The 25,435-nt window shown below is 37.7% G+C and carries 28 protein-coding genes and 1 tRNA gene; 16 read left to right on the top strand and 13 right to left on the bottom strand.

Annotated elements, in window-relative coordinates:
• The first annotated feature begins 345 nt into the window (after nt 1-345).
• Both HNP38_RS08385 and HNP38_RS08380 read left to right on the top strand, forming a co-directional pair.
• Complete coding sequence (locus HNP38_RS08385) at nt 346-1,143, top strand: GLPGLI family protein (protein ID WP_184187447.1); 798 nt, start codon at nt 346-348, stop codon at nt 1,141-1,143.
• A 43-nt stretch (nt 1,144-1,186) separates the two neighbouring features.
• Nucleotides 1,187-1,510: a hypothetical protein gene (locus HNP38_RS08380; protein WP_184187444.1), complete on the top strand. Its 324-nt coding sequence runs from the start codon at nt 1,187-1,189 to the stop codon at nt 1,508-1,510.
• 139 nt (nt 1,511-1,649) lie between these two features.
• Here HNP38_RS08380 and HNP38_RS08375 read toward each other — a convergent pair.
• Nucleotides 1,650-1,720, bottom strand: a tRNA-Gln gene (locus HNP38_RS08375).
• 100 nt (nt 1,721-1,820) lie between these two features.
• Between HNP38_RS08375 and HNP38_RS08370 the strand changes: the two genes are divergently transcribed.
• From HNP38_RS08370 to HNP38_RS08355, 4 genes are read left to right on the top strand one after another with little or no spacing between them, the layout of a single operon-like run.
• On the top strand, nt 1,821-2,837 hold the full coding sequence (locus HNP38_RS08370; RefSeq protein WP_184187441.1) for an AMP-binding protein: 1,017 nt from the start codon (nt 1,821-1,823) through the stop codon (nt 2,835-2,837).
• Between the two features lie 10 nt (nt 2,838-2,847).
• On the top strand, nt 2,848-3,240 hold the full coding sequence (gene arfB, locus HNP38_RS08365; protein ID WP_184187438.1) for an alternative ribosome rescue aminoacyl-tRNA hydrolase ArfB: 393 nt from the start codon (nt 2,848-2,850) through the stop codon (nt 3,238-3,240).
• Nucleotides 3,241-3,286: 46 nt separating this feature from the next.
• A complete protein-coding gene (locus HNP38_RS08360) occupies nt 3,287-3,931 on the top strand; it encodes a hypothetical protein (RefSeq protein WP_184187435.1) in 645 nt (214 codons plus the stop codon).
• 28 nt (nt 3,932-3,959) lie between these two features.
• The gene (locus HNP38_RS08355; RefSeq protein ID WP_184187432.1) at nt 3,960-4,934 is read left to right on the top strand and encodes a deoxyhypusine synthase family protein; all 975 of its coding nucleotides are present in this window, start codon (nt 3,960-3,962) and stop codon (nt 4,932-4,934) included.
• Nucleotides 4,935-5,168: 234 nt separating this feature from the next.
• Here the strand turns inward: HNP38_RS08355 and HNP38_RS08350 are convergent, their stop codons facing one another.
• On the bottom strand, nt 5,169-5,315 hold the full coding sequence (locus tag HNP38_RS08350; RefSeq protein ID WP_184187429.1) for a hypothetical protein: 147 nt from the start codon (nt 5,313-5,315) through the stop codon (nt 5,169-5,171).
• A gap of 100 nt (nt 5,316-5,415) precedes the next feature.
• Here HNP38_RS08350 and HNP38_RS08345 point away from each other — a divergent pair, with 100 nt between their 5' ends.
• A complete protein-coding gene (locus tag HNP38_RS08345; RefSeq protein ID WP_184187426.1) occupies nt 5,416-5,712 on the top strand; it encodes an MGMT family protein in 297 nt (98 codons plus the stop codon).
• A gap of 3 nt (nt 5,713-5,715) precedes the next feature.
• Here the strand turns inward: HNP38_RS08345 and HNP38_RS08340 are convergent, their stop codons facing one another.
• Nucleotides 5,716-6,096, bottom strand: a complete 381-nt coding sequence (locus tag HNP38_RS08340) for a helix-turn-helix transcriptional regulator (protein ID WP_184187423.1) — start codon at nt 6,094-6,096, stop codon at nt 5,716-5,718.
• Between the two features lie 148 nt (nt 6,097-6,244).
• Between HNP38_RS08340 and HNP38_RS08335 the strand changes: the two genes are divergently transcribed.
• Together HNP38_RS08335 and HNP38_RS08330 are read left to right on the top strand one after the other, a co-directional pair.
• The gene (locus HNP38_RS08335; protein WP_184187420.1) at nt 6,245-6,943 is read left to right on the top strand and encodes a hypothetical protein; all 699 of its coding nucleotides are present in this window, start codon (nt 6,245-6,247) and stop codon (nt 6,941-6,943) included.
• A gap of 9 nt (nt 6,944-6,952) precedes the next feature.
• A complete protein-coding gene (locus HNP38_RS08330; RefSeq protein ID WP_184187417.1) occupies nt 6,953-7,264 on the top strand; it encodes a hypothetical protein in 312 nt (103 codons plus the stop codon).
• 73 nt (nt 7,265-7,337) lie between these two features.
• On the opposite strand, the gene recA is transcribed toward HNP38_RS08330, so the two are convergent.
• From recA to HNP38_RS08300, 6 genes are all read right to left on the bottom strand, one after another.
• Nucleotides 7,338-8,336, bottom strand: coding sequence for a recombinase RecA (gene recA / locus HNP38_RS08325; protein ID WP_184187414.1), 999 nt, complete (start codon nt 8,334-8,336; stop codon nt 7,338-7,340).
• Between the two features lie 68 nt (nt 8,337-8,404).
• Nucleotides 8,405-9,601, bottom strand: coding sequence for an oxygenase MpaB family protein (locus HNP38_RS08320; RefSeq protein WP_194299334.1), 1,197 nt, complete (start codon nt 9,599-9,601; stop codon nt 8,405-8,407).
• A gap of 59 nt (nt 9,602-9,660) precedes the next feature.
• Entirely contained in the window at nt 9,661-10,437 is a 777-nt protein-coding gene (locus tag HNP38_RS08315; RefSeq protein WP_184187411.1) for a response regulator transcription factor, read from the bottom strand.
• A gap of 361 nt (nt 10,438-10,798) precedes the next feature.
• A complete protein-coding gene (gene gap / locus HNP38_RS08310) occupies nt 10,799-11,803 on the bottom strand; it encodes a type I glyceraldehyde-3-phosphate dehydrogenase (protein ID WP_184187408.1) in 1,005 nt (334 codons plus the stop codon).
• A 31-nt stretch (nt 11,804-11,834) separates the two neighbouring features.
• Nucleotides 11,835-12,821 (bottom strand): 6-phosphofructokinase, encoded by a 987-nt coding sequence (pfkA, locus tag HNP38_RS08305; protein ID WP_184187390.1) that lies wholly within the window; start codon nt 12,819-12,821, stop codon nt 11,835-11,837.
• A gap of 81 nt (nt 12,822-12,902) precedes the next feature.
• Entirely contained in the window at nt 12,903-13,781 is an 879-nt protein-coding gene (locus HNP38_RS08300; protein ID WP_184187387.1) for a DUF4846 domain-containing protein, read from the bottom strand.
• Nucleotides 13,782-13,963: 182 nt separating this feature from the next.
• Between HNP38_RS08300 and HNP38_RS08295 the strand changes: the two genes are divergently transcribed.
• The 5 genes from HNP38_RS08295 (at nt 13,964) to HNP38_RS08275 (ending at nt 18,615) form a co-directional block, all read left to right on the top strand.
• Complete coding sequence (locus HNP38_RS08295; RefSeq protein WP_184187384.1) at nt 13,964-15,292, top strand: hydroxymethylglutaryl-CoA reductase, degradative; 1,329 nt, start codon at nt 13,964-13,966, stop codon at nt 15,290-15,292.
• 18 nt (nt 15,293-15,310) lie between these two features.
• Nucleotides 15,311-16,024, top strand: coding sequence for a hypothetical protein (locus HNP38_RS08290; RefSeq protein ID WP_184187380.1), 714 nt, complete (start codon nt 15,311-15,313; stop codon nt 16,022-16,024).
• Nucleotide 16,025: 1 nt separating this feature from the next.
• Nucleotides 16,026-16,412, top strand: a complete 387-nt coding sequence (locus HNP38_RS08285) for a DUF423 domain-containing protein (protein ID WP_184187377.1) — start codon at nt 16,026-16,028, stop codon at nt 16,410-16,412.
• A 246-nt stretch (nt 16,413-16,658) separates the two neighbouring features.
• On the top strand, nt 16,659-17,849 hold the full coding sequence (sucC, locus tag HNP38_RS08280; RefSeq protein ID WP_184187374.1) for an ADP-forming succinate--CoA ligase subunit beta: 1,191 nt from the start codon (nt 16,659-16,661) through the stop codon (nt 17,847-17,849).
• A gap of 268 nt (nt 17,850-18,117) precedes the next feature.
• Nucleotides 18,118-18,615, top strand: a complete 498-nt coding sequence (locus tag HNP38_RS08275) for a hypothetical protein (RefSeq protein ID WP_184187371.1) — start codon at nt 18,118-18,120, stop codon at nt 18,613-18,615.
• A 36-nt stretch (nt 18,616-18,651) separates the two neighbouring features.
• On the opposite strand, the gene HNP38_RS08270 is transcribed toward HNP38_RS08275, so the two are convergent.
• The gene (locus tag HNP38_RS08270; protein ID WP_184187368.1) at nt 18,652-19,536 is read right to left on the bottom strand and encodes a mechanosensitive ion channel family protein; all 885 of its coding nucleotides are present in this window, start codon (nt 19,534-19,536) and stop codon (nt 18,652-18,654) included.
• A gap of 101 nt (nt 19,537-19,637) precedes the next feature.
• On the opposite strand from HNP38_RS08270, the gene HNP38_RS08265 reads away from it, so the two are divergent.
• Complete coding sequence (locus HNP38_RS08265; protein WP_184187365.1) at nt 19,638-20,273, top strand: peroxiredoxin; 636 nt, start codon at nt 19,638-19,640, stop codon at nt 20,271-20,273.
• A 94-nt stretch (nt 20,274-20,367) separates the two neighbouring features.
• Here the strand turns inward: HNP38_RS08265 and HNP38_RS08260 are convergent, their stop codons facing one another.
• The 3 genes from HNP38_RS08260 to HNP38_RS08250 all read right to left on the bottom strand — a co-directional run bounded on the left by HNP38_RS08260 (nt 20,368) and on the right by HNP38_RS08250 (nt 24,048).
• Complete coding sequence (locus HNP38_RS08260) at nt 20,368-20,958, bottom strand: hypothetical protein (protein WP_184187362.1); 591 nt, start codon at nt 20,956-20,958, stop codon at nt 20,368-20,370.
• Nucleotides 20,959-21,121: 163 nt separating this feature from the next.
• Complete coding sequence (locus HNP38_RS08255) at nt 21,122-21,637, bottom strand: hypothetical protein (protein WP_184187359.1); 516 nt, start codon at nt 21,635-21,637, stop codon at nt 21,122-21,124.
• An 86-nt stretch (nt 21,638-21,723) separates the two neighbouring features.
• Nucleotides 21,724-24,048, bottom strand: coding sequence for a TonB-dependent siderophore receptor (locus HNP38_RS08250; RefSeq protein ID WP_184187356.1), 2,325 nt, complete (start codon nt 24,046-24,048; stop codon nt 21,724-21,726).
• A gap of 185 nt (nt 24,049-24,233) precedes the next feature.
• Between HNP38_RS08250 and HNP38_RS08245 the strand changes: the two genes are divergently transcribed.
• Nucleotides 24,234-25,292 carry a Gfo/Idh/MocA family oxidoreductase gene (locus HNP38_RS08245; protein ID WP_184187353.1) on the top strand — a complete coding sequence of 353 codons (1,059 nt, stop codon included), beginning with the start codon at nt 24,234-24,236 and terminating at the stop codon, nt 25,290-25,292.
• Nucleotides 25,293-25,435: the final 143 nt, after the last annotated feature.

The following is a 25,435-nucleotide window of genomic DNA, read 5'->3' as shown; positions in this document are numbered from 1 at the left end:
ATTCCATCTGGTGGAAAACATTTATTGCTTTTCATTTTTTAATGAAATTTGTTTTTATGGGAAGTAAAAATTTTCCATAATAAAATTCACCCAGTTCTCAATTTTTTTTACCCATTTAAAGTAGGACTGATAGGCCCTTACGATAAATTTATTATGCATTAAATTCAATTCCTTTGTGCTTTTTTGTAGTCATATTTTTTTGACTTATTTTTTTTTAATTTTTTTTAAAATAGCTTTGCCAAAGACAAATATTGTTAGTGATGATCGGGGTTTATATAGTTGTTAGACTTCCTTGATTAATGAATTAAGAGGTTTTTAGGGCGCCTTGTTTAATTGTAAAATTATATGAAACAAAAATTAATTTATACTTTAATTTTTATCATCAGTTTCATTTCGTTTTCTGCTCAGAATGCAAAGGCTGTAATGGAAATCAATTATGAAATGAAACAGATATCGGATAGTACGAACAGGAAAAATGCTGCCGTGATGGAGTTTACCCTATTTTGTAATAAGGAGGAGTCTGTTTACTATAATAAAGATGCAAAAAACTTTTATGACGCATTAAATAAAAATACAGGTAACAAGAAAAACTGGACCATCAGCAATACAGCAGGGATGCCAAAATTTCCAAAAGTAAGAGGAAGTGTTCATAAGATCAGAGAAAAATTATCTGTCAGTCTTCCTGTTGCTAAAGATATCTATCAATTTGAAGAGCCTGAACTGAAATGGGAAGTATTGCAGGAAACTAAAGAAATTAAAGGATTTAAATGTCAGTTAGCAAAAACCATTACTGATACCCATGATACCTTTTACGCATGGTTTGCGAGAGACATACCCATTCAGGATGGACCGTTTAGGTTTAAAGGGCTTACCGGCTTGATCCTTGAAGTTTACAATAAGAATAAAACAATAGAGATTTATGCAACTGATATCAAAAAATCAGATGCAGTTATGGAACCTATTGATTATGGAAGAGCTATTGAATTAAAATCAAAAGGTCAGTTTTTGAAGATGAGATCTCATTATTTGCAGGACCCTACCGGTTTTAACAATCATAATATTCAGGTTACGGACCAGAACGGGAATGATCTGAATAAGAAGATTGATGAGAAAATAAAGAAGATCAATGTCTTCCTCGACTAGAATTAAAAAATATACACATTTTATACAACTTAATTTAAAAACCATGAAAAAACTATTTGTAGCAGGAGCTATAGCTTTGTCAGTCTTTTCTTTCGCTAAGGGAACAGACGCAAAAGAAGACACAACAATAAAGAAAGAAGTTTCTGCCGAAGTAAAGGAAAAACCAAATGAACAGAAGAAAGAGAAGGTTGCTTTATTAAAGCAGTGGTGGACAGTAACAATCGATACGCCTTGTGGTGAGGTCAATGTTTATTTTGCATCCAGTCATGCAGACGGGACACAGGAGTTTATTCAGGATCTGGCTTATGCGGTAAACTATTCTTATGATCATTGTGGCTATCCTGGCCCGGCGTTCGAGCTTAATTAATGATGTACTGTTTTTAATGGATAGGGCCTCTTATTGTAAGAGGCCCTATTTTTTTATCTTCTTTTGCCGTTTATTATCATATAAGAACTGATGAAAGTGTATATAAATAAAAAAACCATCCTTAAATAAGGACGGTTTGTAGACCCACAGGGATTCGAACCCCAGATGACTGAACCAAAATCAGTAGTGTTACCGCTACACCATGGGTCTTTGTTTGTTTCAGTGGTGCAAATTTAAAGCTTTTTTCTTTATCTACAAGAACTTTTTAAACTTTTTTTTAAATTTACTCCACTTTTTATTCAGGCTCATTATGCTTATAAACTTCAATAAACTCAATATTAATAATTTAGAATTTGAAACAGATTTTGAAAAAAAAATCAAAACATTTTTAGAAGAATGGTTTTCGGATTCTGGCAGCGTAAAGGTTCAGACTTCCGGTTCCACAGGAGCACCGAAGATATTAGATATTGAGAAAAAAAGAATGATCAATTCTGCGATAATGACCTGTGATTTCCTGGGATTAAAAGAAGGAGATACGGCCTTATTATGTCTTCCCGTAGAATATATTTCAGGAAAAATGATGATCGTTCGCTCTATCGAGAGGAAATTAAGATTAATGATCGCACAGCCTTCTTTAAAGCCACTTGAAAATCTGGATGAGGAAATAGATTTCTGTGCCATGACCCCGTTGCAGGTAGAAAATTCATTGGATAAAATCCATCTGGTCAGAAATCTCATTATTGGTGGTGCAGCAGTATCGGAAAATCTGAAAAAAAGAATTTCAGGGCAGACGACGTGCATTTATGAAACTTATGGAATGTCCGAAACACTTTCCCATATTGCATTAAAGCAGTTGGCCCCCCGGCAGGAAGATGATTTCACAGCCTTTAAGAATGTCTCTTTATCTGAGGATGAAAGGGGCTGTCTGAGAATTTTTTTCCCTGATGTGAATGCCGATGTCCTTCAGACTAATGATTTAGTTGACCTTAAAAATGATAACCGGTTCAGATTTTTAGGGAGAATAGACAATATAATCAATTCCGGGGGAGTCAAAATATTCCCGGAAATGCTGGAAGCTTCAATAAAAAAGGAAATCCCGAATGAAGCTGTGTTTTTAGGGGTAAAAGATGAGATTTTGGGTCAGAAATTGATATTGGTGATAGAAGGAGAGAGATCGGAGGAAATAATTGAAAAAATATCGGGAATCTCATTTGAAAAAAAAATTTATAAGCCAAAAGAAATTCTATTTATTGAAAGAATCCCGAGGACTCCCAACGGAAAAGTGAGCAGAAGAGAATTGCTCGGCCTTATTGATACAGAATTTTGAATTCATTAAAATGAAAAACTTCTCAAAAGAACTAAACTTTAAAACTTCCCGAAGCAGCGGGGCAGGAGGGCAAAACGTAAATAAAGTGGAAACCTCTGTTACTGTAATGTGGAATATTGCTGGCTCAGAATTTTTTAATGAAGATGAGAAAAATTTAATTCAGAACAAATTAAAGAACAGGATCAATGCCGAAGGTTTTTTGTTCCTGACTGTTTCCGAAAACAGGACACAACTGATGAATAAAAATAAGGCTATTGAAAAGATCCTGGATATCGTAAACAAAGCCCTGATTATTCCAAAGAAAAGGCTGGCTACCCAACCGTCAAAAACCCAGAAGCAGAACAGGCTGGATACCAAAAAGAAACTCTCGGAAAAAAAGGAAAACAGACGTTTCAAATTTTAATCCTCTTCTCAGATAAAATGGCTATTTTTGCCCAAAATTTTAAACCATGATAAGAAAACTATTATTTCTGGGAACATTTGCTGTTTCTATTACATTTTCTGCACAACAGAAATTTTCAATCATTCCGTCAGTTGGATATGCCTGGAGAACTGCTAAAACACCGTCCGGGATCTCTAATGAGACTAAAGAGTATATCAAAGGATTAAAAAGCGGAGTGAATTTTGATATCTCTGCTTATTACCATCTGAAAAGCAATATCGGACTTGGTCTGAAATATTCCAATTACAGTGCCTCAAGTGACGGAAGAATTACCGTTCAGGATCTGAATGGGCAACTGATGGCGGAAACAGTGAACACAAAAGATCATATTTCTTTCTTTGGACCTGCTTTTATGTATTCAAATTTTAATCAGGAAACAAAGCATAAGCTGTTTTATGATCTGGCATTAGGGGTCATTACTTATACCACAAAAACAGGGACGGTAAAAGGAACAGGCTCAAATTTAGGGATGGAAGCTAATATAGCTTATCAGTATGCAGTATCCAAAAACTTTTTCATCGGGCCTAAATTAGGATTTACGGCAGGGACACTTACTGAAATGAAATTTAATGGGACTACTGTAGAGTTCGGAGACGAAAAAGAGGGATTAAGCAGAGTTTCTTTAGGAGCAGCTGCCACATTCCGTTTTTAAATTTTATCTTTGCAAAAATCAAAAAATAATGAATAAACCGATTACTGAATTCATAGAAAAATATTATCTGCACTTTAATGCAGCAGCATTGGTAGATGCTTCCAAAGGATATGTTGCTCACCTGAAAGACGGCGGAAAAATGATGATCACCCTGGCTGGTGCAATGTCAACGGCAGAGCTTGGAAAAATTCTTGCTGAAATGATCCGTCAGGGGAAAGTAGACTTTATTTCCTGTACAGGGGCCAACCTGGAGGAGGACCTTATGAATCTGGTAGCGCATTCTCATTATGAAAGAGTACCTCATTACAGAGATCTTACTCCGCAGGAAGAATGGGATCTTTTAGAAAGAGGTTTAAACAGAGTAACTGATACCTGTATTCCTGAAGAAGAAGCCTTCAGAAGGTTACAGAAGCATATTGTTGATATCTGGAAAGACGCAGAAGCAAAGGGTGAAAGATACTTCCCGCATGAATATATGTATAAAATGATCCTTTCCGGAGTTTTGGAGCAATATTATGAGATTCCGAGAGAAAACTCATGGATGATCGCTGCGGCGGAGAAAAACCTTCCGATCGTAGTTCCGGGATGGGAAGATTCTACTATGGGAAATATTTTTGCTTCTTACTGCATCAAAGGAGAGCTGAAAGCAACCACCATGAAATCAGGAATTGAATACATGACCTATCTTGCAGACTGGTATACTAAAAACTGTGCCGGGAAAGGAGTGGGCTTTTTCCAGATCGGAGGGGGTATTGCAGGTGATTTCCCGATCTGTGTAGTACCGATGCTGTATCAGGATATGGAAATGCATGATATCCCGTTCTGGTCTTATTTCTGCCAGATCTCGGATTCTACGACTTCTTACGGATCCTATTCAGGGGCAGTTCCGAATGAGAAGATCACATGGGGTAAGCTGGATATCACTACACCGAAATTTATCGTTGAGAGTGATGCCACGATCTGTGCACCACTGATGTTCTCTTACATTTTGGAAAATGCTTAAAATATAAATTTATCGCAGGTTTAGCGAATTATACAAACGCTTCAGTGTTATTCTGAGGCGTTTTTTTATGGAACTTCGGATGGTTTTCGGAGATTTATAAAATTTAAATGTTCTTTATATCAAACATGATGAGAAATGAAAATAAAGCTATGCTTCACTTATAGATGTTCCAGATTTTCTGACGTTTTTTAGTTAGAATTAAAAATCTGCGTAATCTGCTAAATCAGCGATAGACTAATCCAAAGAATTAATCAGGACAAAATATCGGTAAGCCAGGATCCCTTTCTGAATTTTGGTTAATGTATTAGGATCTTTATTGCTGAGTTTTGGCAGCACTGCTTTATTGATAGTATTCAATAAGCGGAAGAAGGATTTTTTCATAACTTTATATTTTAATGAGAAAGATGCAAGTAGTTAAAGCAGAGTCCAAAAATGATGCAAAACATTTTGATATCTCTCCCTAAAAAGCTAACTTAGATGTATGGACGAAATTTTTAAACAGCAGGTATATGAAGTGACAAGGCTTATCCCGAAAGGCCGTGTTTCTACTTATGGTGCCATTGCAAAAGCGGTAGGATATCCCAATCATTCCCGTCATGTAGGGAAGGCTATGGGCGGATGCCCGAAAGATGTTCCCGCCCACCGTGTGATTTCTGGCTCCGGGACTTTATCAGTTCCGGAATTTCGGCCGAAACTGGAAGCAGAAGGGATTGTGATTGAAAATTTCAGGATCAAAAATTTTAAAAAGCTTTTCTGGGATCCTTTGGAAGAGTTATAAGGGTTATTTCTTACTTTTCAGGGATCTTATTTCCTCCTGAAGATCCTTTATTTCTTCTTTTAATAAAGAAATATACTCCTGAAGGTTTTCAACAATGGAAAAAGGAATAGAAGTATTGTTGTATTGATAGACACCCGATGCTGAACTGTCATTAAATACAGGATGATCATTATTGACAACAATTTGTGCCTCCTCATCCTCATATATTTCTTCCATGGGAATTTCCAGAAAATTAGCAATCTTTTCCCATTCCTCTTTAATGATCCTGACGTCGCCGCTTTCTTTTCTGCTATAATTGGATACATCTGTAGCAATCACATCGGCAATTTGCTGCTGCGTATATCCTTTCTTCTTTCTTATGGAGCGTAGTTTCTCTTTTTGCATGTCTGCGTTTTTACTAAATGTGCAGTTAAAAGTACAATTTGTACAATTAGTGTACAAGAAAATTACAATAAATATGCATTAAAATTCTATCTTTAGGGAATATTAGTTTTTATAGTTTTGGATTGTTAACACGTAAAAAACAAAACAAATGAAAAAAAAACTATTCATAGCAGGGGTATCCCTGTTCATGATCTTTCAGTCTTGCACTAATGAAGAATTATCTTCACAGAGCGATCCACAAATGATGAAAACAGAAATTAACAGCAGCTCAACTGCTGGGAGATCAGCTTCCGAATCCCATACATTAAAGGGGTTTGTAGCTAATCAGCTGGCTATTGATGCCGAAATCAAAACCCTTCTGGATGAAGAAGTGAATATTAATTATTCTGCGATCCAGGCTGGCTTAGGAAATGTGAAAACCAACGAAGAATTGGAACAGCTTTACAGAAATGCCAATGTGACCCATGCAGAAGAGCTGGTCTCCTTATATAAGGAACTGAGCTTGCATACGGAGGCATTTATAAAGAGCAATAAGGATTTCTATTCCTCGTATAATGAAGAAGACAGGGCAAGGCTCATCACTGCTGAAATCGATTCTCAAATCGGGTATCATGAAGAATCAGGAATAATGTCAAAAGCCAACTGTCATGCCAATTATGTAAAAGCATCTAACAGATGTATGAGGAATTACGCCATTACAATGAGCTTTGCAGCAGTCAGCGGATTTGTATCCTTTGGAGCCAGTACGGTTATTGGAGCTGCGGCAGCTACTGCGGTAATGATCGCCTGTAATTCGGATGCGGATGAAGATTATCATGATTGCGTTCATGCCGGAGGAACACCTTAAATCTAAATTATGAAATTCAATTATATATATATTGTCTTATTGGGGATACTATTTCTCGCACCGGTATTTATTAAAGGTGATCAGGCGTATTTAATCTTCCAGATTATTTATTTTATCACACTTGCCGTCTTTGCTTTTCTGGCCTGGAGGGGAAATAAGAAAAATGATCTGGTACTATATATTTTTTTACTGATATTGGGTGTGATTCAGGCGTTTGATAAAGAGGATAAATACTTTTTTGTCCAGATGGGACTTCTGGTTGTGCTGCTCATTTATGCTATGCTGGAGTGGCGTAAAAAAGATAACGAAAGTATAGAGTAGCACTCTGTAATATGGTTCAATAACATAAAGGCGGTCAACTGACCGCCTTTATTGTTATTTATTTTATAATTAATCAGCCTTTTAGATGCTCTTTAATTTTATTTTCAAGCTCTTCGGCAAGTTCAGGATTGTCTTTTAAAACATCTTTTACGGCATCACGTCCCTGGCCTAGTTTCGTATCTTCATAGCTGAACCATGAACCGCTTTTCTTCACAATTCCTAATTCTACAGCCTGATCAAGAATTTCCCCTGTTTTGGAAACCCCTTCTCCATACATAATGTCGAATTCAGCCTGTTTGAACGGCGGGGCTACTTTGTTTTTAACAATTTTCACTTTTACGCGGCTTCCGATAGCTTCATCTCCCTGCTTGATCGGTGCGCTTGCCTTTCTGATATCAATTCTTACCGATGCGTAGAACTTTAGAGCATTACCTCCGGTAGTTGTTTCAGGGTTTCCGAACATTACCCCAATCTTTTCTCTCAGCTGGTTGATGAAGATCACGGTACATTTTGTTCTGGAGATTGTAGCTGTCAGTTTTCTCAATGCCTGAGACATCAGCCTTGCATGAAGGCCCATTTTGGAATCTCCCATTTCGCCTTCGATCTCAGCTTTCGGGGTAAGTGCCGCTACGGAGTCAATAACCACAATGTCGATCGCTCCGGAACGGATAAGGTTATCGGCAATTTCCAGGGCCTGCTCCCCGTTATCCGGCTGGGAGATGATCAGGTTTTCCAGATCAATTCCAAGCTTTGAAGCATAGGTTCTGTCGAAAGCATGTTCCGCATCAATGAATGCTGCAATTCCTCCTGCTTTTTGAGCTTCGGCAATCGCGTGAAGTGTTAAAGTTGTTTTTCCTGAAGATTCAGGACCATAAATTTCAATGATCCTTCCTCTCGGATATCCTCCAACTCCTAATGCGATGTCTAATCCTAAAGATCCGGAAGGAATAACCTCAATGGTATGGTCTACGGAATCATCTCCCAAAGTCATTACCGTCCCTTTTCCGTAGGTTTTATCTAATTTGTCAAGCACCAGTGCGAGTGCTTTTTTCTTATCGTCAATGTTGCTCATCTCTGTTAAATAATTTTCTCAAAAATAAGGAAATTAAATATCAAAAACTAATATTATTAATTTGAAATTTAATGAAAATTAGACCCTTTTGTCACGTTCAAATAATCTTCCAGAACCTTTAAGTGCCTTTTATTTCCAGCCTTTATTCTGGCTTCCCGGCTTACTATTGTATTGTATATTGTATTGAAAAGCCTTTTGGTTTTAGGAAAACCGTTTTTGTTGGAGACATCGGGAATCTGCAGTCTTTTACAGGCATCATCGTCCAGTAAGAACCATGTGCAGCAGATGTGCAAATAGCGTAAATTTTTTCTCTGGAACTGAAATTTCAATATCGGGTTTTCCAATGATTCATTCAGCAGGGAATGAGCCAGTAAAACAGAATCCTGATCCGATGGAGGCTGAACAGAGGTCCATAAATAAAAGTATTCCGTGGCCTGTTTTTTGTTATCGGACAATAAAGCTTCGGGGATACCTAACAAATACCCAACATACTTCCAAAGGTGAAAAACGCCCTGCTCTTCCTGTACTGTGAAAGTATTTCCCAGTTTGAGCAGGCTATGAAGGAAAACCAGGCTAAATCCTATATAAGTGGCCATCATATCCCATGAATTAATAGGTTCGCCCCAGTTTTCAGAATCCCAGTTTTTATAATGTTTCTTAATGGAAAGCCTGGCGTAGGAGTGGATGAGGCGGGTTTTAATGGCAAATTCATATCCTTTGGCATGAATCTCCAGTGCATCATACCGGGTAGCGTTTACCCAAAAATCCAGTGTTTCAGAAAGACGCTTTACAGCTCCTTTTTTTAGAGCTTCCGTTGCGATCAGCGGTTTGTTGAGGTAAGCATAATCATAACCTCCGATCAGGCAATAGTCTCTTAAGGAAATCAGGGCATCCAGGCCGCTTCTCATGCAAAGTTCAGCTCCGTTTTTCAGCAGTTCCTTGTCCAGCCATTCAGGTTTTCTTTGTGTTTGGAAGAAAAGTTTTTTTATGCTTTCCGGAACATTGTCCTGCTCGGTAACTCCATTGCGGATGTAGTGTTCGATCTCTTTTGAAGCTTCATGGAATTTTTTAGTAAAATAAACCTCTTTTACCACTTCATCACCGGCATTATCTATGTGATCATAGTAATGGGCAAATTTCTCAAAATTATCAAAGCTGACTTCTGCTCCGGAAAGTTCGATAAGCTGTTTTCCGTTACCTTTTTCCCAAAAATTTTTAAAATGAGGTGAATCTTTAAACCGTGGCTGTAGAGTTATATGTTCCATGGAGGATAAAATTACAAGTTTTAGGCCGGAATCTGCTGGTGAGATTTATCAGTTTGGATTTAAATAAGCCCCCATTCAAAAGCTTTTTTCAAAAGTTCTTTGCTGTTCCTTGAATTGGTTTTCCGCAGAATATTTTTCCGATGGGTGCGAATAGTATGCTCAGACACGATCAGCAGCTGGGCGATCTCTGCTCCGGAATAGCCTTTGGCTATATGGGATAAGATTTCGGTTTCTCTTTTGGTAAGGCCTTCAGGAAGAGGGTGAGCAGGTAAGCAATTATCCAGTTTTACCTGGTGGAAATCATTTCTGGGGCCTATTCCGGAAACCAGGACGGTATAAGGGTTTTCTTTGGTAATATGATGGATATTTGTATGGATGTTGATGGATTGTATCAGATGCCCGTTTTCATCTTCCATGGTAGGAATAGCCTGATGATGAAATAATTCATAATTACCGTTGGCTGTTTTCATTCTGAAGCAATAGCTGGATTTCAGATATAATTGATGAGACAGACCTATTTCCAGCATTTTTTCAATAACGATCTGCTCGGCTTTCATTACAAAACCGATATCATCAGGATGAGTGAGATCAATAACTTCTTTTAAATTTTCCGGGTATTTTTTCAGTCCATGAAGTTTCAGGATATTCTCATGATGGTGGGAGAGGGTACTATTGGTAAGGTTCAATGCATAATAATAGAATTTCCCGATGGCGAACATCTCACCGATAATGCGTTCAATAGGAGGTTTATTCAATATTTCTCTGTCTTCCTTCGTCATACCGGGGTATGAATTCCAAACTTCAATTAGAGGATGCTTTTTCTCTGAATTTCCCATCGGATTTAGTTTTGAACTAAAAATAATTAAAATTTCCTGAGAAAATACTACAAAAGGGCGATTTTTTTATTTTAATAAAATTCCAAAATTTGTAGTAGCTAATAACTGTGAAAACTCAATTTATGAAATTTATTTTTACATGAATAGCTGTTTTATAGAAATAGGCTCAAAAAGCAAAATGTTATTCTAATTATTAGAAAGGAAATAGAATAAGTTTATAATTTTTTATTAGCTGTTTGAAATGATAAACTGAAAGCCTCTCAAACTTTGGGAGGCATTTTTTTACTTTTTTAAGGGAGATGTAAAAAACCTTCCGGAATTCCCGGAAGGTTTTATTATTCTGTTAATTGTTTGTTGCTTATTATAAAGAAGCAGCATGCACAAGCATATCAGCTAACTTATTAGAGTATCCCATTTCATTGTCATACCATGAAACAAGTTTTACAAAGTTAGGAGAAAGCATGATCCCCGCATCTTTGTCGAAAATAGAAGTTCTCTTATCTCCTACGAAATCCTGAGAAACCACAGCATCTTCAGTATACCCTAAAATACCTTTCAATTCTCCTTCAGAAGCCTTTTTAAGGGCAGCACAGATCTCTTCGTAAGAAGTAGCTTTCTCTAATCTTACCGTAAGGTCAACTACGGAAACATCCACTGTAGGTACTCTGAAAGACATACCAGTCAACTTTCCGTTTAATGAAGGAATTACTTTTCCTACTGCTTTAGCAGCACCTGTAGAAGAAGGGATGATATTGTTCAGGGCTGCTCTTCCTCCTCTCCAGTCTTTCATTGAAGGACCGTCTACCGTTTTTTGAGTAGCTGTAGTGGCGTGAACGGTTGTCATTAAACCTTCAACGATCCCGAAGTTATCATGAATAACTTTAGCTAAAGGAGCTAAACAGTTCGTAGTACAAGACGCATTTGACAAAATCTTGATATCATCTGTAAGTTCTGTGTGGTTTACTCCCATAACAAACATAGGAGTATCATCTTTAGAAGGAGCAGAAAGAATTACTTTTTTGGCACCGGCATTCAGGTGTCCTGCAGCACTTTCCTTATCTAAAAATAGACCTGTAGATTCTACGATGTACTCGGCACCTACTTCATTCCACTTCAGATTGTTGGGGTCTTTCTCAGCAGTTACTCTGATCTTTTTACCGTTTACCACAAGGTCGTTACCTTCTACAGATACCTCACCCGGGAAAATACCGTGTACAGAATCATATTTTAACATGTAAGCCATGTATTCTGCATTGATCAGGTCATTGATCCCTACAACTTCAATGTTATCTCTTTCAGTCATTGCTCTGAAAACAAGACGTCCGATTCTACCAAACCCGTTGATACCTACTTTAATTGTTGACATAATAGTTTGTTTTTGTTTATAAAAAATAAATTTAGATTGCTAAAATTTCTGAAATCAGTAAAAGGTCTTTATTGATCTCGTTATGTTTTTTAATGGCTTCTTCAATTGGGGTATATACCAAGGCGTTGGAACGCATTCCCGCCATTACATTGGTTTTTCCTTCCATCAGTCCTATTACGGCTCCATAACCCAGCCTGCTTGCCAGCACCCTGTCTGCACAGCTTGGAGAGCCACCTCTCTGAATGTGTCCTAAAATGGCCACACGGATGTCGTACTCCGGAAATTCTGCCTTGGTTTCTTTGGCAAGATCATATATATTCCCAAGTTTTTCTCCTTCTGCTACTACTACCACACTTGAAGCTTTTCCTGTTTTTTCCGCTTTTCTGAAATTGGCGAACAGGTCAGACATACTGTCTTTTTTTTCAGGGATCAGAATATCCAGGGCTCCGGTTGCGAGTCCGCTGTTTAAAGCAATGAATCCTGCGTCACGCCCCATTACTTCAACAAAGAAAACCCTGTTGTGGGAAGTTGCCGTGTCACGGATCTTGTCAATAGCTTCCATAGCGGTATTTAAGGCCGTATCATAGCCAATAGTATTATCAGTACCGAAAATATCATTGTCAATAGTTCCCGGAACACCAATTACCCTGATGCCGTATTCCTCATTAAAGATTTTTGCTCCCGTAAAAGTTCCGTCTCCGCCGATGCAAACCAAAGCATCGATTCCGTGCTTTACACAGTTATCATATGCTTTCTGACGTCCTTCTTTGGTTTTGAATTCCATGGATCTGGCAGATTTCAGAATAGTTCCGCCCTGATTGATTATATTTTTTACGGAACGGGGGCCCATTTTCAGGAAATCATCATGAATAAGGCCGTTATATCCCTCTCTTACTCCGTAACATTCTATTTTATAGTAATTTGCGGTTCTCACTACCGCTCTTAATGCTGCATTCATACCCGGAGCATCCCCCCCTGAAGTAAAAACTGCAATTTTCTTTACAGCACTTTCTTTCATCTAATAAAAATTTCGAACACAAATTTACAAAAACAAGTTCAGATAACGGCAGAACTTTATAATAGTTTTGAATATCAATGATTAAAAACGTCTAAAATTGGTAGGCTGAAAAATGTATCGTGCGGTTTTTGTTTCAATATCGCCCACATCCAAACTATACCAGGGAGTAATGCCCGGCTCAAAGGGATTAGAAATAATGTGAATTGATTGGGCCGGTGTAAACCCTTCTCCTAACAGGAACAACCTTTTACCTTCTTTATCTTTACATACCCCGGCAATAAAAACGACATGTCCGGGACTTCCGGGAGTAATCAGGATATCCCCGGTTTTTAAGTCCGTATTTTTAGTGACCGGTTTTGTTTCTTTATTCAGCGAAATGGTTCCTGCATAATTGAAGATCAGGTCTAAATAATTCCTGAAATTCCGGTAAGAATCCTCAAAATCTGCAGCTTTTCTTAGACTTACAGAATTACCGGTAACAAAAGCCCTGATTCCATTCTTATAATCATTCCACCTGACCAGGTCTCCACTGGTAAAATGAAAGCCGATCTCATCATACTTTTTAGTTTTATACAAATATTCGGCTCTTAGACGGATAACGGCATCTGCACATTGCTGCAGATCTTTATTTCCGGTATCAATATCAAAAACGGCTTCATGAAGAGTCTGTGTAGAAATCGGGGTTGTGTCATATTTTAAAATCCTGCTTCCGTAAGGTTTTAATTTGAAATTCTCAATAAAATATCCGAAAGAATCCGGCTTTTCTTCGATCCATTCATAACCTTCAGGAGCGGAAAATCTTTCCTTGACCGTATTTTTATCTTTGTTGATCTTTAAAACATTTTCTGTAATTGAATGTTCATATTGATCAGGTTTCGGTAAAAAGCGGGCGGAGTTTTTAGCTTTATTACAGCCTGAAATAATTGCTAAAACAAGTAAGCTGTAAAATATTTTTCTCATAAATGTTTTATTCGGATTTTAATCCAAAAATAATTTCAAAAATTGAGAAAAATCACTTTTTTTAAAGAAAGTTATCAACAGAATAACGCTTCAAAATCATTATATTTACGGTTCATTAAAGTTATACTATGAAATTGCGAATTTGCGATTGCATATGATATATAAAAAATAAACATATCCATATGAATCATCAACCAATTGAAGGTTTTTCCAAACTTACCAAACAGGGAAAAATCGACTGGCTCGTTAATGAATATCTTGAAGGAGATCAGGAATATCAAAATATATTAAAACAATACTGGAATGACAATGCTGAACTTCAGAAACTTCATGAAGAGTTTTCTGAAAATACGATTTCCAATTTTTATATGCCGTACGGGATTGCCCCGAATTTTCTGATCGACGGAAAATTACTGGCACTTCCCATGGCTGTAGAAGAAAGTTCTGTTGTCGCAGCAGCTTCTAAAGCAGCAAAATTCTGGATCGATAAAGGAGGGTTTAAAACCACCATTATCAATACTAAAAAATTAGGCCATACCCATTTTATATTCAATGTGGAATCCCACAAGCTTCAGCATTTCTTTAATTTTAAACTGAAGAAAAAATTATTTGAGGCTACGGAGGATATTACGGCCAACATGAGAAAGCGTGGCGGGGGCATCCTGAATATCAGGCTGATCGATAAGACGGCTGAAATGCCTCATTATTATCAGCTTAAAGCAAGTTTTGATACGGTAGATTCCATGGGGGCTAATTTTATCAACTCATGTCTTGAGCAATTCGGAAGGACGCTGAGAGAAGAGGTGGCAGCAGATGAAGACTTTACGCATGAAGAGAAAGAATCTTTGCAGATCGTGATGAATATCCTTTCCAATTTTACCCCGGATTGTATCGTAAGAGCTGAAGTTTCTTGCAATATGGAGGATCTGAAGGACGACAGCGGAATTTCTCCCGAAGAATTTGCCTGGAAGTTCAGGCAGGCAGTGAATATCGCAGAGATTGAACCTTTCCGCGCCACTACCCATAACAAAGGAGTGATGAACGGAGTAGATGCCGTGGTGATCGCTACCGGTAATGATTTCAGGGCTACGGAAGCCTGTGCCCATGCGTATGCTGCAAAGGATGGGCAATACAGATCTTTAACTCATTGTACAACGGATAACGGCATTTTCAGATTCTGGATTGATCTTCCGATCTCTGTAGGGGTTGTAGGCGGTTTAACTAATCTGCATCCACTGGTAAAATTTTCTCTGGCTTTGCTTGGGAAACCTTCTGCTCAGGAACTGATGAGCATTCTGGCGGTTTCCGGACTAGCTCAGAACTTTGCCGCCTTACGTTCTTTGGTAACAACAGGTATTCAGAAAGGCCATATGAAAATGCACTTGCTGAATATTCTGAACCAAATGAGAGCTACGGAAGAGGAGAAGCAATATTTTGTCAGTTATTTTAAGGATAAAACGGTGAGCCATCACGAGGTTATAAATGAATTTAACAGGTTGAGAAATAAATAAGATAACAAAGACCAATTGATGAAAAAAATATTTTTACTCCTTATTGCTATTATATTTAGTGCAAGCGGTTATGCTCAAACAGATAAGATCAATATCAAAAAGGAAATAAATCAGATTTACAGTAAATATGATGATAGCTGCCAAGTATATCATGATAAATTCTTAAAAAAATATGATAAGAGAAAATACAGGGAGAATTTAAATCTCAATGAAAAATACAATCAAGATTTTGCTCAATTCGAATCAAAAAGACAGGTTTTTCAGAAAACTAAAATAGAGAATTTAGAAAATCTTCTGGAAAATGTAGAAAAAGAAACTCCGATTATTGGAAGGAAATTTCCCATTTCTCCTAAAGATTCTACAGTGAATGTACAGAAATTGCAGAAAGATCCGAGGTATAAGAACTATGATATCATCAAATTAACCAAAGATGAAGAGAAAGACATGTATGTTGATATAGAAAATATTGCACTCATGAGAAAAGATTTTTCAAATTTTTTTGATACTTCATATTTTGTAGAAAGAGATGATATGTTGGAAGCGAAATTAACCTTTATTCTGGATACGGACGGATCTCTAAAAAAGATACAGGCTAAAGGGAATGATCAGGAATTTAATTTAGTATCAATTTTGTCATTGTATGCAATGAAAAAGAAATATCCTCCGGCACAATACAAAGGCGAAAATGTCTTAAGCCGGTTTGCATTGCCATTAAAAATGAAATTTGAATAAAATGAAAACAATTACTTTAATTTTGGGGGCTGTTTACGGTTTATTATCCGTAATTCTTGGAGCCTTCGGTGCGCATGCGTTTAAAAAAATATTATCCGTGGAAAAGCTGGAAAGCTTTGAAACAGGTGTGAGGTATCAGATGTACGCCGCATTCTTTCTTCTCATCGCGGGATATATCCTGAGATTTGAAACGGGCTCCGAAAAATGGATCTCCTGGCTGATGATCATAGGAACCATTTTGTTTTCCGTAAGTATCTATTTCCTGAGCTTCCAGGATTACTGGGGAGTGAACCTGAAATTCCTGGGCCCGATTACACCGCTTGGTGGACTACTGATGATCTTAAGCTGGGGAATGCTTATCCTTTATTTTGCCAAGAATAAATTGTAGGTATAAACCGTATAAGGTCTTTAATCCATTAAAAATTATGTTCATACGCGAAGTTAAATGAAGCTTTGAATGTTTTCGATATTTGCTAAATCGAACTTAAAATCTTCAGCAATCTTAATGGTTTGAAAAAAATGTTTTTAAAAATAGAAAGGCCCTTTTAATTTTTAAGTCAATAAACTTGAACTTCCGCGTCTTTTTAGTAAATTTGTCAACCTTTAAATTTTAAAATAAAATAATAAAAATAATATGAATCTTCACGAGTATCAATCAAAAGAGATTTTATCAAAGTACGGAGTAGCCATACAACGTGGTTTCGTAGCGAATAATGTAGACGAAGCCGTAGCAGCTGCTGAAAAACTGACTGCTGAAACCGGAGCTCAGGGCTGGGTAGTAAAAGCACAGATCCATGCAGGTGGACGTGGTAAAGGTGGTGGTGTAAAGTTTTCTCCAAATATGGATAAACTTAAAGAAAATGCACAAAACATCATCGGAATGCAGCTGATCACTCCGCAAACTTCTGCTGAAGGTAAAAAAGTACACTCTGTTTTGGTTGCTGAGGATGTATATTATCCGGGAGAATCTGAAACTAAAGAATTCTATGTGTCTATTCTTTTAGATAGAGCCGAAGGTAAAAATACAGTAGTATATTCTACAGAAGGTGGAATGGATATTGAGCATGTGGCTGAAGTTACTCCTCATTTGATCCACAAAGAGATCATTGATCCTGCTTTGGGATTACAGGGTTTCCAAGCTAGAAAAATTGCTTTCAACCTAGGTCTTGAAGGAAATGCTTTCAAAGAATTTACAAAATTCATCACGAGTCTATATAACGCTTATACAGGAATTGATGCTTCTTTATTTGAGATCAACCCGGTATTGAAAACTTCTGATAACAAAATTATCGCGGTAGACGCTAAAGTAACTTTAGATGACAACTCTTTATTCCGTCACAAGGATTTAGCTGAACTTAGAGATACGAGAGAAGAAGACCCGATGGATGTGGAAGCAGGTGAAGCAGGCCTTAACTTCGTGAAACTGGACGGAAATGTTGCCTGTATGGTGAACGGAGCCGGTCTTGCAATGGCAACCATGGATATCATCAAATTATCCGGTGGTAATCCTGCTAACTTCCTTGATGTGGGAGGTACAGCAGATGCCCAGAGAGTACAAACTGCTTTCGGGATCATTTTAAGAGATCCGAACGTAAAAGCGATCCTGATCAACATTTTCGGAGGTATCGTAAGATGCGACAGAGTGGCTCAGGGAGTTGTGGATGCTTACAAAGCTATGGGCAGCCTTCCGGTTCCGTTGATCGTAAGACTACAGGGAACCAATGCTGTTGAAGCTAAGAAGTTAATTGATGAGTCCGGCCTTCCGGTTCACTCTGCAATTACTTTAGAAGAGGCAGCCAACAAAGTAAAAGAAGTTTTAGCTTAAGACTAAGATTTTCATATAAAATTTAAAACCGTTTCATTTTTGGAACGGTTTTTTCTTTTTAACCACAAAAATGACAAAAGTTTTTATTTCAGACACTTTAAACACATAAGTTATTTTAAAGCTTAATAGGTTGAAAAAATCAAGATCACATGGAAAGACAATAAAGATTTTCAAAGACTTATGCGCTCTTCATTGCACATTTAATAAGTAGCTTATATAAACTAAAGTGCTATAAAAACTTTTGAGGTTAAATTTATTCTTAAATAATATGAGAAACCTGTGCATCCCAAATCCCTGCTCTGAAAACTGGGAACTGATGTCTCCTCGGGAAAAGGGGAGATTTTGTTCCGTTTGTAATAAATGTGTTATTGATTTCACTCAAAAACAACCTCAGGAAATTCAAGAGATCATTGAAGAAAAGCAAAGTGAAAATATCTGTGGAAGATTTTATAATCATCAGTTAAACAGGAAAAAGGATCAATCTGAGCAATTGAAAAACAAGTTCTTCAAGTATGTTCCATCTGGATTTCAAAGCTCCGGGATTCCTTTAGCAATATTCTCTTTCATTTTATTTTTGACAGGTTGTTCAAAACCTAAGGATGAAAGTTGCTATACAACAACTGGAGTGGTAGTTTCGGAAACAGATACATCTAATCCTCCAAATCATGATTATGTATTGGGAGAAATGAAAATAGAAGACGATTCTGTTGCTGCCATTCCAAAGGAAAAAGAGAATGTTGATCTAAAAACTAAGGATAAAAAATAACTACAATAAAAACCCACTTATGGAAGTGGGTTTGTTTTATTTATCCTGATTACCGGCTGTATTGTTCTCCTCGTTGGTGATGCTTATGCTGGTTGGGGTTTCAAGCTGAATGCCGTCATTATCAAGCCTTTGTTTAATCTTCATAAAGGCGTCGCTTTTTATATGAGTCATGTTACCTCCGATGGTGATCCAGAATTTCACCTGGATATTGAAAGCCCCCTGTTTCAGATCCGTAAGCAATACTTCTATGGCGTCCGGCCTGTCAGTATTTTCCATTTTCTTGATCTCTTCCAGAATTCCCTTTTGAGCCTTATTGATATCCTGATCTGCAGGAATTTCAAAATTTAAAATAATTCTTCTTTGAGGTGAAGCTGTAATATTGGAAAAAGGGGCACTGAAAATAACCTGATTGGGGATATACACCTTTTTCCCGTCATCAGTAATTATTTTTGTCGTAAGAAAGCCAATTTCCTGTACGGTTCCGGAATTTGAGCCTATGGTGACATAATCTCCCACTTTGAAAGCTTTGTCGATGCCGATAAGCATTCCTGAAAATATGCTGGATACAAGATCCTTTAATGCCACCCCGGCAATAACCCCGGCAACTCCCAGACTTCCGATAAATTTCCAAAGGAAGCCGCTGAAACCCATAATTTCCAGAGCAATGAACGTTCCCATCAGCATGATCAGGAACCTGAATATAGAAATTAAAGTAACTACAGACTCACTCTGTTTGCTTTTAGGAAAGAGATTGTGAAATAACTTTACTGCAACCTGGCTTAGATATTTACTCGTTATAAGGAAGAAAGAGAAAACCAAGACCCCTACAATTAATTTTGGGGTAAGTTCCGCAAATTTTACATACCAGTTTTCCAAAACTTTATAGACAAGATCAATATAGTTTAAACCATTTTTCTGCATCAACTTCTTTTATTTTAGGTTAAATATATAAAATTTTCTACAAAAATTTTGCCAGTTTCAAAAAGTCTACTAAATTTGTAGACTAATAAAAGGATAATACAATGTCAATAAAACTAGGAGATACGGCACCCAACTTTCAGGCAGTTTCCACTGCGGGGGATATAGATTTTTACAGTTACCTGGGAGATTCCTGGGGGATTTTGTTCTCACATCCTGCAGATTATACTCCGGTGTGTACCACCGAATTAGGGCTGACCTCAAAACTGAAATCCGAATTTGATAAAAGAGATACAAAAGTAATTGCACTGAGTGTGGATGAAGTAGAAGACCACCAAAACTGGATAAAAGATATCAATGAAACTCAGGGTACGAATGTGCAGTTTCCCATTATTGCAGATAAAGACAGAAAGATCTCGGAACTGTATGATTTTATTCATCCGAATGCTTCAGCAACGGCCACCGTCCGTTCACTGCTGATCATAGATCCTGAGAAAAAAGTAAGATTGATCATTACTTATCCGGCTTCAACCGGAAGGAATTTTGACGAGATCCTTCGGGTTTTGGATTCATTACAGTTGGTAGATTCATATAAAGTGGCCACTCCTGTTAACTGGAAATATGGGGAAGATGTAATCATACCACCCGCAATATCTACGGAAGACGCAAGGAAAATATTTCCAAAAGGTGTTTCAGAGATCAAGCCCTATCTGAGATATACCCCTCAGCCCAATACGTGATTTATTTGATTTTTTATAGTTTAGTTTTAATTTGTACGGAAAGCGCCCCGAAATATTTCGGGGCGCTTTCAATCTATATGAAGTGTAAGTGATTTTATTTTACTTCGCTGATCACCTGTTTAGCTTTTGAAGTCGGTAAATAAATACTGAAACCTACATTGAATGTAAGAGTAGAGGTTAGGCCCTCGTTGCCAAATCCGGTAACACCATTGTATTTTACAAGTCCTTCAAGTCCGATGTTAGGTGTGATGAAGTATGAATACCCTGGGCCTGCACCAAAGTCCAAACCTGTGGTAGAGTTCCCGTTTTCCACTGAAGAACCTCCTATACCCACGTTTCCTTCAAAGAACCATCTGCCGTGATTTAGTAAATTATCCACTCCTTTTTCTCCCGGAGATAGATAATAACGTCCTAAACCGCCTACAGCATAATCAAATCTTGTAGGGCTTCCATTGGTCACTTTGCTGATCCCTAAGTTTACATATCCTCCGACAGCTACATTATCCTTAATAAAGTAAGCGCCTTTTGGCTGTAAGGCAATATTATAACCGCCGCCTGTGTTTAATCCAAAATTACTGGTCACCAGGCTGCTTCCTACCAGCCAGTTGCCTTTTTGAATCTGGGCATTCATTGTTGAAGCTAATGCTGTGACTGCCATTAGTCCTGATAAAATTAGTTTTTTCATAATTTATAATTTTAATTTTGAATGTTTATCATCTGTAAAGCAGGTAAAAAACAATAAATGTGCCAGAATATTCATTGTTAGGTGAATTTTGATCAGGACGGGCGGAATGCTCAATGAAAGATATTCGATTATTTTTGCATTGTATTTAATAGTATTGGGGTGCTTAGATGAACAATAATATAATTGAAATCACCAGCCCGGCAATAGTAAATATCATTCCACGTTTGAAAGCTTTGGTTTTAGGATTGAACATCCAAAAGCTTGAAATCACGAAAAAAAACAGAGATACTCCAAAAAAAGCATTTAAAGGAGACAGAGGCTCTTTGGATTGAGATTTATGTAGCTTAGTCATCTTGTCCAGAACGAAAGGGAGCTCTTTTTTTGTATATTTTGCTTCTCCTGTAGCTGAATTGTAAACCCCCTGCTTAAAGTGCAGCATATTGCCTTCTGTTTTCTCCACTTCAAGACCTTTTATTTTTAATTCTTTGCCCAGTTCCTTTTCAGAGAGTTTTTTGTCAACAATCTTGTCGTATTTTTTCTCCTTTTTTAAGAAATCCGTATCCCTGTAGATGAGTAAAACACCGCTTACCGCATATACGGCCATAATTCCTGCAAGGAAATATCCCAGATACCGATGGGTGATTCTCATAAAGCTTCGGGTGTCTTTTATTTTATCCATATCAGTAGTTCGGTTTAAATTTCAAAAGTGGAAACTGCTAAAAAAGCAATTTCCACTTTATAGAAAAATTATTATTAGAGAGGTTTTTAAAGTTTATAGGTCAGTGTGAAATAATAATTTCTAGGGGTAATAGGATTTACCGAATAGTTTTCATGCACGTTGTAGTTAACAACATCGAGCAGGTTACCCACTCTTCCCTGAATTGAGAATTTCTTCCATTCATATCCAAGAGAAAGCGAAACGGTAGTGTAATCCTCCAGCTCAAACATCCTGCTTACTCCTTTTCTGCTGGTATTGGTAGATTTTGTATCATTCCAGCCGGCGATCCTGTCACCTATATAGTATACTCCTGCGCCCACTTTCAGGCCTTTGATATAATTCGTGAATGTATAGAAGACAGAGGCATTGGCTGTCGTTGCCGGAGTTCTTACCAGTCTTTGCTTTTCAATATACCCTTTTTCCGGGGTATCTAAATAAACAGAATTATTGTAGGAAACTCCTGCAATGATGGAAATATTTTCATTAGGATTACCTGTAATATCCAATTCCACACCCCGGCTTCTCATTTTTCCGGCAAATTCTTTCAGATTGGCGTCCGGGGTCTGGATCACTCCGCTGGCATCCTGATACCAGTAAGTCTGATAATAGTTATTATACAAGATCTGATATAAAGAAAGGTTAACGGCTAAAGCATTATTCCATAAGTTTTTCTTAGCCCCGATCTCATACTGATCAATAGTAGTTGGTCTGATCCCTTCTTTTGGTAAATTATTCACCCTGTTTAGAACCTGTGCACCGGTTCCTGATGTATCCAGGGTTCCGATTCCATCAGAAGTATAACCCGTATTTGTTGCGAAAGAGTTCGTATAAGTAGCAAAAACGGATAAATTATCATTTGGCATATAGATGATACCCACTTTAGGAGACAGAGCAACATCTGAAGTGGCTGTATTGGTTGGCAGAACTATATTGTCGCCCCTGAAGTTTACCTTTTCAGTTTCCCTGTTTTCTATATAAGACCATCTTAAACCTGCTATAACCTTAAATTCTTTGGTCAGGCTTAAAAAATCCTGTGCATATACCCCAATTCTTCGGGTTGGAATTCTGGTGCGTTCAAGTCTTGCAGATTGCGGTATGGCTCCACTGGCCCAGGTTGACGGATCATCAAGATAAAGAATGCCATTGCTGTTCCCATTGGTTCCATAAAGATAAGAGGTTCCATAGGTGGCTTTTTTAGGATCGGATATAGTAGGATCGTAATAAGTATAGGCATCAGCCAGCCCGTAATCCGCATCAGCACCAAATAAGACCTTATGATTGATTTTTCCGGTATTGAAGTCTCCATTCAGATTCACCTGTAATGAAGTATAATTTTGTTCATTGTAAGTTCTGTTGAGTGGTCTTTTCCAGTTTAGCCGGTTATTATTGTCATAACTCCATTGTACCCTTTCAGTGGAAAAATAGTCACGGGTATAGTTCTGATAAGATGCCACGGCATTTAAAATCCATCTCTCACTGAACTGGTGATTAAAAGTAATATTAGTAGACAACTGCTCTACATTTTGAAATTGCCAGTCAGTACCTACAAAGGCATTTCTGGGTAAGAAATTCTTATTCAGTATATAGCTGCCATCAGGATTGGTTACAGAACCGATCCCGAAATCCGGAGTAAAATCATTTTTAAGATAATCAGCTTCTACGATCAATTGAGACTTTTCTCCTAAGTTAAACAGGAAAGACGGATTGAAATAATACTTTTCAGACTGTACCACATCCCTGAAGCTTTCGGCATATTCATACGTTCCGTTAACCCTGAAAGCTACATTTTTAGAAAGAGGTCCGTAAATATCTACCGTAGGCTTATATGAATTCCAGCTTCCGCCATTTAACCCGATGCTTCCACCAAAATTAAATTTCGGTTTTTTAGTGATCATATTGATCACACCGCCGGCAGCCGTATTTCCATAAAGCATTGCATTAGCCCCTTTTAATACTTCAACTCTTTCCAAACCGCTCACTTCAGGGAATACTCCGCTGTTTATTCTGGCTCCGTTCTTGAAAATATTATCATTCCCTAAAATAAAACCACGGCCCCCGAAACTGTCCTGTGAATTTCCTCTTGAAGAAGTAACGTATATCCCGTTCACGTTTTGTAAAACATCACTCAACTGCTTTGCCTGCTGCTGTTCAATGATCTCATGAGTAACAATGGCAACCGGTTGCGGGGTTTCCATTACCGTAAGGTTGGACTTGGCAGAGGATAGCCTGGCCTTGTTGGGATTTCCTGTTTTGTAAAGGTTAACGTCCTCTATAGTCTGTATTCTAATGGTATCTGATTCGGTGTGCTTCAGTTGTGCACTTAGAGATATGGAAACCATTAAAAATCCTAGGGAAATGATTTGTCTTTTCATTATACTTTTATTTAGAGTGGATTTAAATAATGGCGCAAAAGTAGGTATTCATTTTATATTATTTAGAATAATTAAAAATAAATACTCTGATTTTTGTCATATTTATAATTAAGGATAGTATTTATTAGAACTATAGGGAAGGGTAATGAAAATTTTATAGATATATTTGTCTTAAAATACAGCATATGCAATTGGTAAAAGTAGGACTTTGTGCGTTTGGGATGAGTGGTAAAGTTTTTCATGCTCCTTTTCTGAAAGAGCATCCCGGCTTCTTTCTGTCGGCAGTAACCGAGAGAAGCAAAGAAGAATCCCGGGAGAAATATCCGGATGCTAAAATTTACCGTTCAGTAGAAGAGATGCTTCAAAATGCCGATATTGAAGTTGTAGTTGTGAATACTCCTGTTCAGACTCATTTCGAATATGCTAAAATGGCACTTGAGACCGGAAAGAATGTAATTGTTGAAAAACCCTTTACGGTCAATGTTCAGGAGGCTGAAGAATTGGTAGAACTGGCAGAAGAAAAGGGGCTCTTTCTTAGTGTCTATCAAAACAGGAGATTCGACCGCGATTTTCTACAGGTTGAAAAGGTTCTTAATGAGGGGATTTTGGGAACCATCAAGGAAACAGAGATCCGTTTTGACAGGTTCCGTACAGAACCCGGTGGAAAGCAGCATAAGGAAAATCCACAGCAGGCAGGTTCGGGATCACTTCATGACCTGGGAGCCCATTTGGTGGATCAGGCTGTACGGTTTTTTGGTTTTCCTGAAAAACTCTTCGCAGATGTATTTTCAATGAAAGGAAACGAATTTGCCAATGACTATTTTGAAATTCTTTTGTTTTACAAAGACAATCTGAGAGTAAGATTGAAATCTTCGGTTTTCAGCAAAGAAGCGCATTACGCTTATACCATACACGGGAATAAGGGGAGTTTTTTACAGGAAAGGTCGGATAATCAGGAGGCTGAGCTTGTTGCCGGAGCACTGCCGTTGTATGGCAAAGACTGGGCACTTCCTCTCAAGGATGCAGACGGAATCCTCAATTTTATCAATGAAAATACAGAAACGGAAAGGATTTTGACTTTAAGTGAGCCGGGAAATTATATGGACTATTATCAGCAGATCTATGAATATATTGTTTTCGGATATCCGCTGCCGTCTCCGGGAATGGAGGTTATGCAGAATATGAAGATCATTGATGCGGCGTTGGAAAGTGCCAAAGAGGGAAGGATCGTAAATTTGGTTTAGGATATTCGGATGCTTCGTAAACGGCGTTCGAAGACATTTAGTCCGTGCTCAGCATAACAAAAGTGAAATTATAGATTTTAATGAAGGATCTGTCAAAATTTATCGGTCATCAATTATCTTTTATCAATCATTTCTCGTCATGC

Origin of the sequence: Chryseobacterium defluvii, assembly GCF_014204415.1 — a bacterium.
GTDB classification, from domain to species: Bacteria; Bacteroidota; Bacteroidia; order Flavobacteriales; family Weeksellaceae; genus Chryseobacterium; species Chryseobacterium defluvii_A.
The sequence above is the reverse complement of the archived record's forward strand: the minus strand, read 5'-3'. Positions and strand labels throughout refer to the sequence as shown.